This window comes from Streptomyces sp. NPDC048659, from assembly GCF_040650575.1.
Classification (GTDB): Bacteria; Actinomycetota; Actinomycetes; order Streptomycetales; family Streptomycetaceae; genus Streptomyces.
Window position 1 is genome coordinate 25,333 of record NZ_JBEZHM010000033.1, and the last position, 16,248, is coordinate 41,580.

16 protein-coding genes and 1 pseudogene are annotated in these 16,248 nt (G+C 70.9%); 5 read left to right on the plus strand and 12 right to left on the minus strand.

The features are described from left to right. Positions 1–43: 43 nt before the first annotated feature. The 6 genes and pseudogenes from AB0C99_RS23875 to AB0C99_RS23900 form a co-directional block, all read right to left on the minus strand. Entirely contained in the window at positions 44–622 is a 579-nt protein-coding gene (locus AB0C99_RS23875; RefSeq protein WP_362478418.1) for a Uma2 family endonuclease, read from the minus strand. 66 nt (positions 623–688) lie between these two features. Beyond that, positions 689–1,339, minus strand: a pseudogene (locus AB0C99_RS23880) (HAD family phosphatase); the annotation flags it as partial. 72 nt (positions 1,340–1,411) lie between these two features. Then, positions 1,412–2,497, minus strand: a complete 1,086-nt coding sequence (locus AB0C99_RS23885; protein WP_362478420.1) for an ABC transporter ATP-binding protein — start codon at positions 2,495–2,497, stop codon at positions 1,412–1,414. Positions 2,498–2,499: 2 nt separating this feature from the next. Continuing rightward, complete coding sequence (locus tag AB0C99_RS23890) at positions 2,500–3,504, minus strand: ABC transporter permease subunit (protein ID WP_362478423.1); 1,005 nt, start codon at positions 3,502–3,504, stop codon at positions 2,500–2,502. Continuing rightward, complete coding sequence (locus AB0C99_RS23895; RefSeq protein ID WP_362478426.1) at positions 3,492–4,418, minus strand: ABC transporter permease subunit; 927 nt, start codon at positions 4,416–4,418, stop codon at positions 3,492–3,494. Before AB0C99_RS23895 ends, AB0C99_RS23890 begins: the two co-directional genes overlap by 13 nt. Next, complete coding sequence (locus tag AB0C99_RS23900) at positions 4,415–5,587, minus strand: extracellular solute-binding protein (protein WP_362478429.1); 1,173 nt, start codon at positions 5,585–5,587, stop codon at positions 4,415–4,417. Before AB0C99_RS23900 ends, AB0C99_RS23895 begins: the two co-directional genes overlap by 4 nt. 317 nt (positions 5,588–5,904) lie before the next feature. On the opposite strand from AB0C99_RS23900, the gene AB0C99_RS23905 reads away from it, so the two are divergent. Continuing rightward, positions 5,905–6,648: a GntR family transcriptional regulator gene (locus AB0C99_RS23905; RefSeq protein WP_362478432.1), complete on the plus strand. Its 744-nt coding sequence runs from the start codon at positions 5,905–5,907 to the stop codon at positions 6,646–6,648. Between the two features lie 22 nt (positions 6,649–6,670). Here the strand turns inward: AB0C99_RS23905 and AB0C99_RS23910 are convergent, their stop codons facing one another. The 3 genes from AB0C99_RS23910 to AB0C99_RS23920 form a co-directional block, all read right to left on the minus strand. Continuing rightward, complete coding sequence (locus AB0C99_RS23910) at positions 6,671–7,810, minus strand: hypothetical protein (protein WP_362478435.1); 1,140 nt, start codon at positions 7,808–7,810, stop codon at positions 6,671–6,673. 392 nt (positions 7,811–8,202) lie between these two features. Further along, a complete protein-coding gene (locus AB0C99_RS23915; protein ID WP_362478438.1) occupies positions 8,203–8,583 on the minus strand; it encodes a hypothetical protein in 381 nt (126 codons plus the stop codon). Beyond that, positions 8,580–8,792 carry a hypothetical protein gene (locus AB0C99_RS23920; RefSeq protein WP_362478441.1) on the minus strand — a complete coding sequence of 71 codons (213 nt, stop codon included), beginning with the start codon at positions 8,790–8,792 and terminating at the stop codon, positions 8,580–8,582. The genes AB0C99_RS23915 and AB0C99_RS23920 overlap by 4 nt, the downstream gene beginning before the upstream one ends. 183 nt (positions 8,793–8,975) lie before the next feature. On the opposite strand from AB0C99_RS23920, the gene AB0C99_RS23925 reads away from it, so the two are divergent. From AB0C99_RS23925 to AB0C99_RS23935, 3 genes are read left to right on the plus strand one after another with little or no spacing between them, the layout of a single operon-like run. Beyond that, positions 8,976–9,230 carry a hypothetical protein gene (locus AB0C99_RS23925; RefSeq protein WP_362478444.1) on the plus strand — a complete coding sequence of 85 codons (255 nt, stop codon included), beginning with the start codon at positions 8,976–8,978 and terminating at the stop codon, positions 9,228–9,230. Further along, positions 9,202–9,717: a DUF6879 family protein gene (locus AB0C99_RS23930; protein WP_362478447.1), complete on the plus strand. Its 516-nt coding sequence runs from the start codon at positions 9,202–9,204 to the stop codon at positions 9,715–9,717. Before AB0C99_RS23925 ends, AB0C99_RS23930 begins: the two co-directional genes overlap by 29 nt. Positions 9,718–9,731: 14 nt before the next feature. Further along, a complete protein-coding gene (locus AB0C99_RS23935; protein WP_362478450.1) occupies positions 9,732–10,580 on the plus strand; it encodes a helix-turn-helix transcriptional regulator in 849 nt (282 codons plus the stop codon). 341 nt (positions 10,581–10,921) lie between these two features. Here AB0C99_RS23935 and AB0C99_RS23940 read toward each other — a convergent pair whose 3' ends face one another. The 3 genes from AB0C99_RS23940 to AB0C99_RS23950 form a co-directional block, all read right to left on the minus strand. Continuing rightward, positions 10,922–11,500, minus strand: a complete 579-nt coding sequence (locus AB0C99_RS23940) for a recombinase family protein (RefSeq protein WP_362478453.1) — start codon at positions 11,498–11,500, stop codon at positions 10,922–10,924. Between the two features lie 362 nt (positions 11,501–11,862). Then, positions 11,863–12,633 (minus strand): HNH endonuclease signature motif containing protein, encoded by a 771-nt coding sequence (locus AB0C99_RS23945; protein WP_362478456.1) that lies wholly within the window; start codon positions 12,631–12,633, stop codon positions 11,863–11,865. Positions 12,634–12,930: 297 nt separating this feature from the next. Beyond that, positions 12,931–14,565 carry a recombinase family protein gene (locus tag AB0C99_RS23950; RefSeq protein WP_362478459.1) on the minus strand — a complete coding sequence of 545 codons (1,635 nt, stop codon included), beginning with the start codon at positions 14,563–14,565 and terminating at the stop codon, positions 12,931–12,933. A 27-nt stretch (positions 14,566–14,592) separates the two neighbouring features. Between AB0C99_RS23950 and AB0C99_RS23955 the strand changes: the two genes are divergently transcribed. Continuing rightward, on the plus strand, positions 14,593–16,230 hold the full coding sequence (locus AB0C99_RS23955; protein WP_362478462.1) for a DNA repair helicase XPB: 1,638 nt from the start codon (positions 14,593–14,595) through the stop codon (positions 16,228–16,230). Positions 16,231–16,248 lie beyond the last annotated feature (18 nt).

Here is a 16,248-nt window from a genome sequence, read left to right on the forward strand (position 1 = left end):
GGGGAGCCGGGCGACGCCATCCGGTCCCCGTGGGCGGTGTGGCTCAGACCCGCGGATTGACCAGCAGGCCGGGGTCGAGCTTCAGCGGGAACGGCTCCTCCACCGACGTCTCGTGACCTGCCTCGGCCACGGTCCGCTCGACGTAGCGCCCGTCACGCAGCTCCGAGACGACGAGGGCCGGCACCGGCTCCAGTTCGAGGCGCCACAGGTGCTCGATCCCTGCCTCCGCGTAGTACGGCGGCTTCAGCAGCCGGTCCGTGCGGCGGCCGGACGACGACGGGGACACGATCTCGACCACCAGGAGGACGGCCTCGGCGTCGATGGTGATCGGGTCCTCGGCTGCGGCCGACGCCTCGACGACCACGATGTCGGGGATGAAGAGCCCGTCGGGCAGGACGACGTTGACTGCCTCCATCACCTCGGCGGACACTCCGGCCTGCTGGACGGCTGTGTCCAGCAATTGCCACAGGCGCGAAGACGCCCGCTGGTGCTTGAATCCCGGAGCAGGTGACATCAAGAGCGCTTCCCCCATCAATTCACGACGTTCACCGCGGTCCTCCCCCAGAGCCAGGACCTGCTCTATCGTCCAGGGCCCATAGTGCGGATCGTGCGCGACGCTCATCTCGCCACCTCCCTCTCAGCGGTCCGTTCCGTCAAGTCTGGCAGACCCCTCCGACATCGGGAGGGTCATGGCCCGCAGCCGCTCCAGCGTGACCCCCGTCAGCCCGTCCAGGACCGTCCGGCCGGGCGCCGGGGGGATCGGGTCGGCGGACGGGACCGCGAGGACCGGGCAGCCCGCCGCCTCCGCCGAGGCGACACCCGTGGGGGTGTCCTCGACGGCGACGCAGTGCGCGGGGTCCACGCCGAGGGCGCGGGCCGCGGCGAGGTACGGGTCGGGTTCGGGCTTGGTGCGGGGCGTGTCGTCGGCGGTGACGGAGACGGCGAACTCCGGGGCGCCGAGGGCCCCGAGGGCGTCCAGGACGAGGTCGGCGACGGCCCGGGGCGAGGCCGTGACCAGGGCGGTCGGCACGCCTTCGCGGGCGAGCGCGGCCAGCAGGGCCAGGGCGCCGGGGCGGGGCTCGACCCCGTCCCGTACCCGGGCGGCGAACTCCCGGTGCAGGGCGGCGGCGAGGGTGCCGGCGGCCGTGGTGTCCGGGCCCGCGAGCCAGGCGGCGGTGTGCTCGACGGGGCGGCCGAGCACCTCGGGCCGGTCGGTGTCGGTCAGCGGGCGCCCGGCGACCTGTTCCACCGCCTCCCACCACAGGCCCTCGGTGTCGACGAGCGTGCCGTCCATGTCGAACAGGACGGCGCGCGGGGGGAGTTCGGTGGTCACTCTGATCGCTTTCTGTGCTGCGGTACGGGGTCGGGGGCGGCCCGCGCCACCGGTCCAGTTGTCGCGCGGGCCGCGGTCTCAGGGGGTGGCGCGGGCGGCGACGAGCACCGGGCGTTCGCGCGGGGTGACCGTGACGGCGTCGCCGACGGCGAGCGCGACGGCCTCGTGGGTGGGCAGGTCGGCCTTGACCTCGGTCGCGTCGGCGAGCCGGACGGTGAGCCGGGTGGTGGCGCCGAGGAAGGAGGCGGCGAGGATCCGGGCCGAGCGGGCGCCGTCGGTGGTGACGGTGAGGTCCTCGGGGCGTACGAGGACGTCGACGTCGGGCGTCGCGGGCGGCTCGCCGTCGACGGGGAGGCGGCGGCCGAGCACCTCGACGACGCCGCCGTCCAGGCGCCCGGGGACACGGCTCATGGTGCCGACGAACTCGGCGACGAAGGCGGTGGCGGGACGCCCGTACAGCTCGGCGGGGGCGGCGCACTGTTCCAGGCGCCCGGCCCGCATGACGGCGACCCGGTCGGCCATGGACAGCGCCTCCTCCTGGTCGTGCGTCACGAAGAGGGTGGTGATGCCGAGTTCGGACTGGATCCGGCGGATCTCCTCGCGCAGGGTGAGCCGCACCTTGGCGTCGAGCGCGGACAGCGGCTCGTCGAGGAGCAGGACGCGGGGGCGCAGGGCGAGGGCGCGGGCGAGGGCGACGCGCTGCTGCTGGCCGCCGGAGAGCTGGTGGGGGTAGCGCCCGCCCTTGTCGCCGAGGCCGACGAGGTCGAGGAGTTCGGCGGCCCGGTCGCGCCGTTCGGTCCTGCCCGCGCCGCGCATCCGCAGGCCGAAGGCGACGTTGTCGACGCAGTCGAGGTGCGGGAAGAGGCTGTACGACTGGAAGACCATGCCCGCGTCGCGCCGGTGGGCGGGGACGTGGGTGAGGTCCTGCCCGTCGACGAGGACGGCGCCGGAGTCGGGGGGCTCGAAGCCGGCGAGCATCCGCAGGGCGGTGGTCTTGCCGCAGCCGGAGGGGCCGAGCAGGGCGAGCAGTTCGCCGGGGCGGACGGTGAGGTCGAGCCCGTCGAGCGCGGTGGTGGGCCCGAACTGCCGTCGCAGGCCGCGGAATTCGACGGTGGCGGCGTCGGTGGGGGTGGTGGAGGAGGTCAGGGTGGTCGTGGCGGTCATGGCTATCCCTTGGCGGTACGGGTACGGCTGCGGCGGCGGGCGCCCGGGGTCCGGCCGCCCGCTCCGGCGAGGGCCAGCAGCAGCATCCAGGTGACGAGGAGGCTGAGCACGGAGACGGCCACGGACATCTGGGCCTGGGAGCCGGAGATGTTGACGATCCAGACGGCGAAGGGCCGGAAGCCGAGGAGCTGGGCGACGGTGTACTCGCCGAGGACCAGGGCCAGGGTGAGGAAGGCGGCGTTCATCAGGGCGCCGCGCAGGTTGGGCAGCACGGCGGTGACGAGGGCCCGGACGGGTCCGGCGCCGCAGCTGCGGGCCGCCTCGACGAGGGTGCGGACGTCGACCGCGCGCAGCCCGGCGTCGAGGGCGCGGTAGGTGAAGGGCAGCGCCATCACGACGTACGCGAGGACCAGGACGACGGGGAAGTCCGGGTTCTGGAGGGCGACGAAGGTCTGGAAGAGGGGGGTGCGGGCGAGGTGCTCGGGGCCCCACTTCAGGACGGTGCCGAGCCCGGCGACGAAGGCGATCGGCGGGACGACCAGCGGCAGCGAGCAGACGGTCTCGACGAGCGGGCGCAGCCGGGGCGCGCCGAGCCGCAGGGCGACCAGCGCGGGCACCATGAGCAGCAGGACGACGGCGATGGTGACGGCGGCGAGGCCGAGGGAGAGCAGCAGGCTGGTGGTGAAGCCCTCGGTGCCGACGATCTCCGTGTACGCGTCGAGGGTGAGGCCCCGGCCGGGGACGTCGACGGTGAAGACGACGGAGGCGGCGAGCGGCACGAGGAAGTACAGCCCGGCGAGACCGAGGACCCAGGGGCGCCAGCGGGAGCGGGGGGTCCGGGGGCTCCGGGGGCTCCGGGGGCTCCGGGGGCTCCGGGGGGCCGGGAGGTTCTGCGGGCTCTGGGCGCTCTGCGGGCTCCGTGGACTCTGCGGGCTCTGCGGGCTCTGGGAGCCCCGGGGCGCGGCGGGAGTCGCGGGGTCGGCGGCGGCGGGGGTCAGGCGAGCCATCGGGAGCTCCGGCGTTGCAGGGGCAGGTAGACGGCCATGACGAGTCCGGCGACGACGACCATGTCGAGGCTGAGGGCGAGTGCCACGTTCTCCTGGCCGACCAGGACGTTGCCGGAGAGGGCGTCGGAGATCTGGAGGGTGACGAGCGGGACGGCGCTGCCGACCATCGCGGCGGCCGTGGCGTACGCGGCGAAGGCGCTGCCGAAGAGCAGCACGAACCCGCCGAGCAGGCTGGGCGCGAGGACGGGCAGGGCGACGTGGCGCCAGTACTGGAGGGCGGTGGCGCCGTTGCTGCGGGCGGCCTCGCGCCACTGGACGCGCAGTCCGTCGAGGGCGGGGGTGATGGTGAGGACCATGAGGGGGATGAGGAAGTAGAGGTAGACGAGGACGAGGCCCCAGAAGCTGTAGAGGCTCCAGCCGTGGTCGGCGAGGCCGAGGTGGCGGGTGAGGACACCCGCGTTGCCGAGGGTGGCGACGAAGGCGAAGGCGAGGGGGACGCCGCCGAAGTTGGCGAGCACGCCGGAGGCGGTGAGCACGGCCTCGCGCAGGGCGCGGGAGCGGGAGGTCACGACGGCCTGGGCGAGCGGGAGCCCGAGCAGGGCGGCGAGGACGGCGGCGGTGGCGGAGAGCTTGACGCTGCCGAGCAGGGCGGTGAGATAGGCGCCCTGGAGGGAGGTGGCGAGGTTCCCCGTGCCGTACGAGGCGGGGCCGCCGGCCGGGTCGTCGACGGTGAACGCGCCGCCGAGCATGGCGAGCGCGGGGACGCCGAAGGCGAGCGCGGTGAAGGCGAGCAGCGGGAGGACGGCGAGCCAGGCGGGGGCGCGGCGGCGGCGCGGCCGGGCCCCGGGGGCGGGGCCCCGCCGCCGCCCGGACGTGGTCCGGGAGGCGGCGGGGCCGGTGAGGGTGCCCGTCATCCGGAGACGGCCTTGCCCCAGCCCTGCGCGAGGGTCGTCTTGGCCTTGGCCTGCTGGGCCTCGGTCGGGAAGGAGGGGACGCCGGAGACGGCGGGCAGCTTGAGCGCGGCCTGGGTGTCGAGGGTGCCGGCCTTCTCCAGGGCGGGCATCAGGACGGGCCGGGCGAAGCCCTTGAGCCAGAGGTTCTGGCCCTCGGCGCTGTAGAGGTACTCCTGCCACAGGCGGGCGGCGGCCGGGTGCGGGGCGTCCTTGTTGACGGCCTGCGAGTAGTACATGGCGTAGCGGCCGTCGGTGGGGACGGAGACCTTCCAGTCGAGGCCCTTGGCCTTGAACTCCTCGGCGTAGCCCGCGTTGAGGTAGTCCCAGTCGATGCTGATGGGCGTCTCGCCCTTCTCGACGGTGGCCGGGGTGGACTCGACGGGGGTGTAGTTGCCGTTCTTCTTCAGCGCGGCGAAGAAGTCGAGGCCGGGCTGGATGTCGTCGAAGGAGCCGCCCTGGGCGAGGACCGCCGCGTAGACGCCGCCGAAGGCCGAACCGGACTTGGTGGGGTTGCCGTTGAGGGCGACCTGGCCCTTGTACTCGGGCTTGAGGAGGTCCTTGAAGGTGGTGGGGCAGTTCTTGACGCGCTTGGCGTCGCAGCCGATGGAGACGTAGCCGCCGTAGTCGTTGTACCAGCGGGCCTTGGCGTCCTTCTGGCCCTCGGGGATGTCGTTCCAGGCGGTGACCTTGTACGGGGCGAGGAGGCCCTGCTGGGCGGCGCTGAGCGCGAAGGAGCTGCCGAGGTCGAGGACGTCGGGGGCGCGGTCCTGGCCCTTGCGGGAGGTGACGGCGTTGACCTCGTCCTGGCTGGAGGCGTCGGGGTTCTCGACCTCGATCTTGATCCCGTACTTCTGCTGGAAACCGTCGATGAGGGCGCCGTAGTTGGCCCAGTCGCGGGGCAGCGCGATGGCGTGCAGCTTGCCCTCCTTCTTGGCCGCCTTCACGAGGGCGTCCATGCCGCCGAAGTCGGCGGCGGAGGTGGCGGTGGCGGCGCTCTTGCCGTCGGCGGTGGCGGCGGCGTTCTCGGGGGCGGCGCCGCAGGCGGTGAGGGCGAGGGCGGCGACGACGGCGAGGGCACCGCCGAGGACGGCGTTCCTCGGACGGCTCTGCGGGGGCGTGGGGACGGGCACGGCTTCTCCAGGGGGAGCGTCGACCAGGTCGGAAGGACGATCAGGGCGATCGGATTGATCAGGGTGATCACGCGATCGGAGCGATCACGTGATCGGGGCGATCGGAGCGATCGGAGCGATCGGAGCGATCGGAGCGATCAACTTGTATGGACAAGTTGGCCCCAGTACGCCGGGCGCCCGTGACGTGAACATGAACGAGAAGGGAACGGCCGCCCGCCATTCCCTGCACATTGGCGACGCTTTTCGGCCACTGACACGCTCAACTAGGCTGCTGCCACTGCGCACTGAGGACGCCCTCGACGCGCGAAGGGGGAACCATGCCGACGCCACGCCACGAGCGGATCGCCGAGGAGCTGCGCCGGGCCATCGACCGCGAGGAGTACGCGGTCGGCGGCCGGCTGCCCACCGAGGCCGAGCTCGCCGCCCGCCACGACGCCTCCCGGGGCACCGTCCGCCAGGCGCTGGCCGCGCTCACCGCCGAGGGCCTGATCGGCTCCCGGCAGGGCGCCCGCCGGGTCGTGCTGGCCGGCCGCCGCAGCCAGAGCTTCGCCGAGCTGCGCAGCTTCGCCCAGTGGGCCCAGGCCATGGGCCGCACCGCGACCGGCCGGGTGATCACCCAGGCCCACCGCCCGGCCACCGCGGAGGACGCCGCCCGCCTCCACCTCCCCGAGGGCACCCCGCTGCTCAACGTGCTCCGCGTCCGCGGCCTGGACGGCGAACCGGTCCTGGTCGAGCGCAGCGTCTACGCCGACTGGATCTCCCCCACCGTCGCCGCCCTCGACCCGGAGTGCGCCTCCGTCACACAGCGCCTGTACGAGGAGACGGGCCTGGTCTTCGCGCACGGCGAGCACGTGATCGACGCGGTGGCCGCGGGCGCCCGGGACGCCACCCTCCTCACCGTCCGCCGCACCAGCCCCCTCCTCCGCGTCCGCCGCGTCACCACGACCGCCGACGGCCGCCCGGTCGAATGGTCCGACGACCGCTACCGCCCGGACGCGGTGAGCTTCACGGTCCACAACTCGATCGCGAACAACCCGCTGACGCGGACGACGGCGGGTTAGAACCCGTACCCGTCTCCCGGGGTCAGGCGGTGCACATCACGTACGAGGCGGACTGTCCCGAGTGCATCCGGACGCTCCAGGTGTTGGGCTCGTCCCGGGTGGGGGCGAAGGTGTCCATGAAGTCGAGCGGCTCGTTGAAGCCGTTGGCGTACGGCTGGGAGTCGTAGCCGCTGCCGGCCAGGACGGTGCCCTCCGGGCAGGTGGCCTTCGCGGTCTCCTTCTTGGCCGACCAGCCGGACGCGACCACGGTCGGGGCCACGGCGGACGACGGCGAACACAGGGCGTAGGCCGAGACCTTGCCCCGGTGCATCCTGGCCACCCAGGTGTTGGGCTGGTCCGCCGCGGGGGCGAAGGCGTCCAGGGAGTCGAGCGGATTGCCGAAGCCGTTGGCGTACGGCAGGGAGTCGTAACCGCCGCCGATCAGCGAGGTCCCCTCGGGGCAGGTCGCCCGGGACAGGCCCTTGTCCGCCGACCAGCCGTCGGACGTGACGACCGCGGGCACGGTCGCGGAGGCGGGGTCGCACAGGGCATAGGAGGACGCCTTGCCGGAGTGCAGCCTGGTCACCCAGGCGTTGGGCTCGTTCTTCGCCGGGGCGCTGGTGTCGACGGAGTCGACGGGGTTGCCGGCGCCGTTGGCGTACGGCAGGGAGTCGTAGCCCCCGCCGACCAGCGAGGTCCCCTCCGGACAGGTCGCCGTGGACGCCTGCCCCTTGCCCGACCAGTCGGACGAGGCCACCACGACCGGCGGGGTGGCGGACTGCCGCGAGCACAGGGCGTAGGCCGAGGCCCTGCCGGAGTGCAGCTTGACCACCCAGGTGTTGGGCTCGTTCTTGGCCGGGGTGTTGGTGTCGACGAAGTCGAGCGGGTTGCCGAAGCCGTTGGCGTACGGCAGGGAGTCGTACCCCCCGCCGACCAGCGAGGTCCCCTCCGGACAGGTCGCCGTGGACGCCTGCCCCTTGCCCGACCAGTCGGCGGCCGACACCACCAGCGGCGGCTCCGGGGCCGCCGCGGCGACGGCCGCCGCCTGCCCGCCGGTCGCCACGAGCCAGCCCGCGGACGCCAGCAGGGCGGCAGCCATCGGTCCGGCGGCCATCGGCCCGGCCGCCATCAGCCCGGCCGCCATCGGTCCGGCCGCCGTCCCGGGACGCTTCACTCGCTTCATCGCCTTCGCTCCTCGCACGTGGGGGTCCCCCGTCACGCGCCTGAACGATCACCGGGGGCGGCAGGCCACGCCATGACCGGAGAAGCGGCCGGAAGTAACTGGAAGCGTCTCCAGGCGGCCGAAACCCGCCGGAACCGGCCGGACGGGCGGACGCCGGACCACCCCCGCCGCCATCCGACGCCCCCTTCCGGCGGCGGGGCGCCCCCGGATCAGGCAGACTGGAGGATTGGCCGTTAACGGGACGGCCGGCAGCCGGAAGGACCTGATCGCACGTGAATGGGCCCCTCATCGTCCATGCGATCAAGCCCGATGCACATACCTAGCACGCCGGGAAGCACAACGGAAAGCCCCACCCGGTCACCCCTGCTCGCCAACACCGGGCGAGTCAGTCTCTAGAACCTGCGGTAGACGCGGATGGTCCGCTCGGCGACGCACACGGCCCCGTTGCGCAGGATCATCGTGCGGGTGGCTCCGGCCCGGTAGCGGAGATCGGCAATCGGGATCAGGTGTCCACCGGCCAGGACGTGGTCTCCGACCCTGAGTTCGTGCGGCGGACAGTCCACAGGGGCCGTACCCGGCGGGATGCGGACCGGGGGTCTCTCCCGCGGCGCGCGCCGCCTCAGGGGCACGCAGCAGGCCGTACGGGCGATCCACTGGAACCCTCCAGCGCCCATCAGCCGGACCACGGTGGGAGCCGGGTAGAGCTTGACGATCTCGCCGCGACTCTGCTGCTCCCTGTCGAAGACCTTCTCGCCGACCTTGAAGCGGTTCACTGCCTCCGCCCGCGCTTGAGCCCCTGCGGGTCGTCGCAGTCGATGTGGCGGTAGACCACCACGTCCCGCCCATCAGGCTTCTCAAGCGTCCCCCGTCGGCAGCGTTCAAGGGTCTTGACCGGCCCCATGCAGGCGGGACAGGTCTCGCCCGCCGGCGCGAAGGTCTCGTACTCGAACCGGCTTGCGTCGGTCTCGGTGCTGGTCGCCATGGTGTCGTCGTCCCCTTCACCGTCGTGGTGGCGACGACGCTAGAAGTCAGCGCGCCCGGGACTACACGAACTTGCACAAGCTTGCACGTCAATTTGCTTGGCCTGTTGCGGTATTGACGCCCGAACCACAGGTCGGCGAGGGTCGTGCAAGCCCGAGCAAGCACCTCGACCAGGGAGCCCGCCATGGCCGTAGAGTTCGTCGGAATCGACCCGAACACCGACCGGGACCACTGCCCCACCGTGTGGGCCGACACCGACGCCCAGGAGATCCTGTTGCAGGGCTGGAAGCCGAGCCAGGAGACTCAGGCGGACTGTGAGGCGAGCAGCCCCGCGAACGGCACGGTTCCCGAGACCGAAGCCATCGTCAGGATTCCCGCTCGGATGATCCCCCTGATCAGGGAGGCGTGCGATGCTGTCGAGCGTGCCCAGCTTCGCTGACCTGCTTGGCCGATGCCACCGGTCCGCCGTCCACTTGGAGCTGCGCGATTCCTACGCCCCGACGGACCGGTTCGCGGCATGGCAGCGCGGCGAGCGGATCGAGTGGGACGACCGCGATTCCTGGTGGCACCCGTACGACCAGTTGATCTCGGACACCGTGGCCCGGGGTGTGGCGATCCGCAGAGCACGCGTCGTCTCCGAGCCCGTTTCGGAATACATCCGATGGGAGCACTACGTCACCCGCGCCAACATCACGGCGGGCGAGAACGTCCGGTGGCTCCCCCGGCGCCGCGCCACGGACATCCCCCTCCCGGGGAATGACTTCTGGCTCTTCGACGGGACGCTGCTCCGTGTGCACCACTTCTCCGGTGACGGTGCCGTGGTGGAGGACGAGATCACCGACGACCCGAAGACCGTGAAGCTCTGCTCCAGCGCCTTCCAGGAGGTCTGGGAGCGCGCCGTCCCGCATCACCTGTACGAGATCTGACGAAAGCCGGCTCCTTGCCCCCGCACCCCTCCTCCAGCGTCCAGCAGGCCCGCGAGAACCTGGCGGGCCGTCTGCGCGACATCCGGAAGGATGCGGGGATCAGCGGGCGGGATCTGGCCGTCCGGTGTGGCTGGTCGGAGTCGAAGTCGTCGCGCATCGAGAACGCCAGGACACCGCCCTCCGACGCGGACATCAAAGCATGGTGCCGGGCCTGCGAAGCCACCGATCAGGCTGCCGACTTGATCGCGGCGAACCGGCAGTCCGCGGACGCACACGTCCAGTGGAGGCGCCTGCAACGGACTGGCCTGCGCCGCCTCCAGGAGTCCACCGGAGACCTGTACCAGCAGACCCGCGCGTTTCGTGTCTACGTCTCCGACGTCATCCCGGGGTTCCTCCAGACGCCCGGGTACGCCGCCGCACTGCTCTCCTCCATCGCGAAGTTCCGCGGCACCCCGGACGACGTGACCGAGGCAGTAGCGGCACGGATGAAGCGCAATGCGGTGGTCGGCAGCGGGGCGCACCGGTTCTCGTTCGTCCTGGAGGAAGCGGTGTTGCGATACCGACCGTGCAGCGCGGAGACCATGGCGGCGCAACTCGGTCACCTACTGGGGGTTATGGATCTTCCGAACGTCGCCGTCGGGATCGTGCCCTTCTCGGAGCGCCGGACCGTGTGGCCCATGCCGACGTTCACGGTCTTCGACCGGGCCAGGGTGCACGCGGACACCCTTGACGCGGCCTCCACCCTCACCCAGCCCAGCCAGGTCGAGCTGTACGCCCGAGCGTTCGAAGGGCTTTCGCAGGGAGCCGCCCGGGGAGCTGCGGCCCGTTCCCTGGTGGCGACAGCGCTCGCATCCCTGGGCTGACGACGACATCAGCGCCGGAGTGATGCGCCGGCTGAGGTCCGAGCGGCACCGAAACCCGTACAGGCTCGGGAGTGCCATCACGTTCCGGTCCATGATCTCCCCGTCAAGAGGGTCCTCCCCACCCCTTAACTAGGTCGTTCTCACCCCGCCATACAGGCATTCGCGCAGGTCATAGACCCATGGAGGGAGGGAAACGGGCTTACACCCAGCCCGCGCATCCCGAGCTTGGGCCGGGATCGCCGAACCGTCTTTCCCTCGGACTTTGGGAACACCCTCCCCGGCGCCGAACAACAGAGGACCGCCCACCACAGCGGGTAGACGGTCCCTTGGCACGGTGCGGGCTACTCGCCGTCGCTCAGCGCCCGGTACAGCGTCGCGCGAGACACTCCAAGGGCCTTGGCAATGGCCGTGACGCTCTCACCCTTGGCCTTCCGGGCCTTGGCCGCAGCGAGCTTGTCGGCGTCCATCACCGCCGGGCGACCCCCCACGCGCCCCTGAGCCCTGGCAGCGTCCAGACCCGCACGCGTCCGGTCCTTGATCAAACTCCGCTCGAACTCCGCCATGGCGCCCACCACCTGAAGCATGAGCCGCCCGTCCGGCGCGTTCGGGTCGATCGACGCCAGCGCACCCGTCAGCACCTTGAACCCGACACCACGGGCGGCAAGCGCGTCCACCATGTTCACCAGATCGATCAGCGAGCGAGCGAACCGGTCCAGCTTCCACACGCACAGCGTGTCCCCCGGGCGCACGTAGTCGAGAACGGCGGCAAGCTCCGGGCGGTCCGTGTTCTTGCCGCTCGCCTTGTCCGTGAAGACCCGGGCGCAGCCTGCCTCAGTCAGCGCGTCGTGCTGCAACTGTGCTTCCTGATCATCGGTGGAGACTCGGGCGTATCCGATCAGGTGTCCTGCGGGCGTCGTCATGGAACGATCGTCGCATAACCCGTCTCAAAACCTCAAGGGTTTTCGACAGGTTCTGAGACGGGTTTTGGAACACGTGCGGGGCGCCCTGGGTGGGTCGTCGCGGATGTCTCAGAAACCATCGTTTGATGGACGTCCTGCCGACCGTCACGCAGCGCTACGGGCGCGCAATCAAGGTCGGTTGCGGCGTGGCCGGTGTCCCGTGCCAGCGCTCCGCGGAAACGCTTGATTGCGCCATGCAAGTGTTTTCACTCGCTGCCGCTCAAGGCGAGATGGGTCAGGGAGTACCCCCCTGGGGGGCGTGACGATGCTCCCGCTGCGCCCCGCCGACTCGGGCCGCTCGGGCCACACAGCACTGGGAAGCCTCATCCCGCAGCTATCAACGGCGGAGCCCACTCGTCCATGAGCTGATCCTTCTTGGACGAGTTGCACGGCACACACACCACACGCAGGTTGGCCACGGTCGACAGGCCGCCCCTCGATATCGGAACCAGGTGATCAATCACCCCACCCTCAGGCAGCGGGGCCGAACAGTGATGGCAACCTGCGTCTCCGTGAGCGGCGCGCACCTTGCGCTGAACGGTCACGCGCCGAGCAACCGTGCGCTGCACTTTCTGGCATGAACTACACACGCCATCACGGAACTTGAGAACCGTTGGCTTACCGCAGCGTCGACAGTCCACCGGTCCGGGTTTGGTCCGGGTGCGCTTACGGATGTACTCAGCGGCCCGACTGCACGCATCCGAGCAGTACAGGCGGGCAGGCCCCCGAGACATTCCCACCAGGTTCGAGCACTTCGGCCCACGACACGGCCTGCGCCCCTCTGCCTCCCTTCGCGCTTCCGCCTCCTTCTTGCGGTCGGCACGTCGCGACTCCTCCACTTCCTCGGCGCACCGCTCGCAATACCTCGCCCACGCCTCACGGCCATGCGGCTGATCGCAGCGATAGCACCGGGGAGGACCCACAGCAGCGCGCACCGCTTCACGGGCCCTGCGAGCGGCCGTCTGCAACCGTGCCGACTCCACGCACAACGGCGCGCCGCACGTGGCACGGGCATCACGGGGGCGCTCCCCAAGACACTCCGAACACGTCGCGCGCGTCTCCTCCAGCGCCGACACAACCCCACCCCTAGTCATTTTTGTTGATCATGAAAGCCCACGGGCACCCCTCCACAGGCCAGTAACCGCAAGGGACGGAGCCCGCAGCGGAACCGACGGCAAAGAAGCAAAGGAGGCGCACATGAACCACTCCCCGGCGACGTCAGTTCGTCATCCCCCCGACGAAAACGCCACCGAATCCGGACGCCCCGACTGTATGCACGCGGGCTGACACCCTCCACCAGATTCCCTGGGCCGCCACGGGGCCCCAGAAACGCCGAACGGCCCGCCACCAGGTTTCCCCAGCGACGGGCCGTGAACGGCGCTCAGGCGGGCCTAGAACAGCTCCAGGTCCCGCGCCACGGCCTGTTGGATGACGGCCTCAACATCCTTGCCGTCGGCGTCCGCGCGGCGGATCTCGCCGTCCTCACCGAAGTGGACCGCCAGACGGGACGTGTCGAGCCTCGGGCCACCCTTGCGGGACATACCGACTTCGACGTAGGCGCCTGCGTTCAGCAGCAAATCACGCTTGCCCGCCGTGTCCGCGTCCTTCCACAGCTCACCGTGCGTGCGGCCCGTCGGGATCTCCTCGACGCCCGCAGGCTTTGCGGTTCGCTGCTTCTCGTTCAGCGACGCCAACCGCTCTTCCAGCTTGGCGTACTGCACCGCGTACCGTGCCGAACCTTCCTCACCCTTGAAGAGGCCACGGTCGTAGCGGTCCTTCTCCAACTCCTCCAGCGCTTCGCGCGCCTGCCGGATCTGCGGGCGGAAGTCCTCCCCGGCGTGCTCCACCATGCGGACGACCGGGAACGCGCCGAACGCCTTGAGGAACCGGTCCGTGACGTACTGCTCCATGCCCTCACCGGCGATGCTCACGCCGTAGCAGCCGTTCTCCACACCGGACTGCCGCGCCTTCAACCGGCCGATGCAGCGGTACCGGGTCCGGCCCTTCGCGATGTACGTGTACATCCGGTTCCGGCAGACCGCGCAGTAGACGATCCCGCGCAGCAGCGACGTACCTTCCCTGCGCCGATCACCGGGGTTGGCCCGCCGGCTCAACTCGTCCTGCAATGCCTGCCAGGTGTCCATGTCCAGGATCGGCGTGCGGTTGACCAGCGGGAGGCCGTCCGTCATGAGGATCGGCTTGCCGTCCTCGATCACCTGCCCCAGCAACTGGGGGTTGGTCAGCAGGCTGCGCAGCGAGGACGTGTACCACTGCTTCGAGTCGCTGCGCTTGCCCGTGGTCTGGCGGGACGAGTGGCCCGGCGACGGCTTGTCCGAGGCGGTGAGGTCCGATGCGATCTTGAGGAGGGAGTCCTTGTTGAGGACGCGTTCCACGATGCCGTGGATGGTCTGGGCCTCCTCGGGGTTGATCTCCAGGACCTTCCCCGCGCCGTCGGGGTTCGGGACCACCCGGTAGCCGTACGGCACCCTGCCGCCCGTGTAGCGGCCTTCCCGGCGCAGGTGTTCGTGGGCGCTGGAGACGCGCATGCCTATGGTGTCCGACTCCAGTTCCGCGAAGACCGCGATCACCTTCGCCATGGCGCGGCCCATGGACGACGTGAGGTCCAGCGGTTCGCTCGCCGACGCCAGGGCCACGCTCGCGTTCTGCGTGACCTTCATGATCTCGGCGAAGTCCACCGTGGAACGGGCCAGTCGGTCGATCTTGAAGAAGACGATGACGTCGAACTCTGCGAGACGGGACAGGACCCGTTGCAGCCCCGGGCGGTCCAGCCCACGGGAATATCCGGACACGTCGATGTCTTCTTCTACTGCGACGACGTTCCAGCCTCTGGCCTGGCACAACGCCTCGCAGGCAGCCCGCTGGCGCTCTGGCGAGGTAGACTCTTCTGTTTCGCGCGAAAGTCGTACGTAGATGGCAGCGCGCATTCCCGGCGCACTTGCCGAGACGCCTTTCGAGCGTCTGGCACGGGGCAAAGCCCGAGCCATGGCGGGTGTGCTGTCTGTCACGGGACGATCCTACTTCCGGAGGTATGTGTGTCCTGCCTGATCGTCCAGAGCGACAAGACGCTCCTGCTGGAGGTCGACCACGAGCAGGCCGAGGCGTGTCGGCGGGTCATCGCGCCCTTCGCCGAGCTGGAGCGGGCGCCCGAGCACATCCACACCTACCGGGTCACCCCGCTCGGCCTGTGGAACGCGCGGGCCGCCGGGCACGACGCCGAGCAGGTCGTCGACGCGCTCGTCGAGTTCTCCCGGTACCCGGTCCCGCACGCCCTGCTCGTCGACATCGCCGAGACCATGGCCCGCTACGGGCGCCTCACCCTCTCCAAGCACCCCGTGCACGGGCTGGTGCTCACCACCACCGACCGGCCCGTCCTGGAGGAGGTGCTGCGCTCCAAGAAGGTGCAGCCGCTGGTCGGGGCGCGGCTCGACCCCGACACCGTCGCCGTGCACCCCTCCGAGCGCGGGCAGATCAAGCAGACCCTGCTCAAGCTGGGCTGGCCCGCCGAGGACCTCGCCGGGTACGTCGACGGCGAGGCCCACCGGATCGACCTCGCCGAGGACGGCTGGGCCCTGCGCCCGTACCAGCAGCAGGCCGTCGAGGGCTTCTGGCACGGCGGCTCCGGCGTCGTCGTGCTGCCCTGCGGCGCCGGGAAGACCCTGGTCGGGGCCGGTGCCATGGCCAAGGCCAAGGCCACCACCCTGATCCTCGTCACCAACACCGTCTCCGCCCGCCAGTGGAAGCACGAGCTGGTGAAGCGGACCTCCCTGACCGAGGACGAGATCGGCGAGTACAGCGGCACCCGCAAGGAGATCCGGCCGGTCACCATCGCCACGTACCAGGTCCTCACCACCCGCCGGAAGGGCATCTACCCCCACCTGGAGCTCTTCGACTCCCGCGACTGGGGCCTGATCGTCTACGACGAGGTCCACCTGCTGCCGGCCCCCGTCTTCAAGTTCACCGCCGACCTCCAGGCCCGCCGCCGCCTCGGCCTCACGGCCACCCTGGTACGCGAGGACGGGCGCGAATCCGACGTCTTCTCGCTCATCGGGCCCAAGCGCTTCGACGCGCCCTGGAAGGAGATCGAGGCGCAGGGCTACATCGCGCCCGCCGACTGCGTCGAGGTCCGCGTCGACCTGACCGACTCCGAGCGGCTCGCCTACGCCACGGCGGAGCCGGAGGAGAAGTACCGCTTCTGCGCCACGACCGCGACCAAGCGGAAGGTCACCGAGGCGCTGGTGAAGAAGTTCGCCGGGCAGCAGATCCTCGTCATCGGGCAGTACATCGACCAGCTCGACGAGCTCGGCGAGCACCTGAACGCCCCGGTGATCAAGGGCGAGACCTCGAACGCGCAGCGCGAGAAGCTCTTCGACGCCTTCCGCAACGGCGAGATCAGCGTCCTCGTCGTCTCCAAGGTCGCGAACTTCTCCATCGACCTCCCCGAGGCCACCGTCGCCATCCAGGTCTCCGGCACCTTCGGCTCCCGCCAGGAGGAGGCCCAGCGCCTCGGCCGGGTGCTGCGCCCGAAGGCCGACGGTCACCAGGCGCACTTCTACTCCGTGGTCGCCCGCGACACGATCGACCAGGACTTCGCCGCCCACCGGCAGCGGTTCCTGGCCGAGCAGGGGTACGCGTACCGGATCCTCGACGCGAGCGAGCTGCTGGCCCCGTGAGGCCGTGAAGGGGATCGG

Bases quoted from the DNA above. Each gene is read 5' to 3' on its own strand.
- AB0C99_RS23875 (WP_362478418.1), bottom strand. From the start codon at position 622: ATGAGCGTCGCGCACGATCCGCACTATGGGCCCTGGACGATAGAGCAG.
- AB0C99_RS23885 (WP_362478420.1), bottom strand. From the start codon at position 2,497: ATGACCGCCACGACCACCCTGACCTCCTCCACCACCCCCACCGACGCC.
- AB0C99_RS23890 (WP_362478423.1), bottom strand. From the start codon at position 3,504: ATGGCTCGCCTGACCCCCGCCGCCGCCGACCCCGCGACTCCCGCCGCG.
- AB0C99_RS23895 (WP_362478426.1), bottom strand. From the start codon at position 4,418: ATGACGGGCACCCTCACCGGCCCCGCCGCCTCCCGGACCACGTCCGGG.
- AB0C99_RS23905 (WP_362478432.1), top strand. From the start codon at position 5,905: ATGCCGACGCCACGCCACGAGCGGATCGCCGAGGAGCTGCGCCGGGCC.
- AB0C99_RS23910 (WP_362478435.1), bottom strand. From the start codon at position 7,810: ATGAAGCGAGTGAAGCGTCCCGGGACGGCGGCCGGACCGATGGCGGCC.
- AB0C99_RS23920 (WP_362478441.1), bottom strand. From the start codon at position 8,792: ATGGCGACCAGCACCGAGACCGACGCAAGCCGGTTCGAGTACGAGACC.
- AB0C99_RS23925 (WP_362478444.1), top strand. From the start codon at position 8,976: ATGGCCGTAGAGTTCGTCGGAATCGACCCGAACACCGACCGGGACCAC.
- AB0C99_RS23930 (WP_362478447.1), top strand. From the start codon at position 9,202: ATGCTGTCGAGCGTGCCCAGCTTCGCTGACCTGCTTGGCCGATGCCAC.
- AB0C99_RS23940 (WP_362478453.1), bottom strand. From the start codon at position 11,500: ATGACGACGCCCGCAGGACACCTGATCGGATACGCCCGAGTCTCCACC.
- AB0C99_RS23945 (WP_362478456.1), bottom strand. From the start codon at position 12,633: ATGACTAGGGGTGGGGTTGTGTCGGCGCTGGAGGAGACGCGCGCGACG.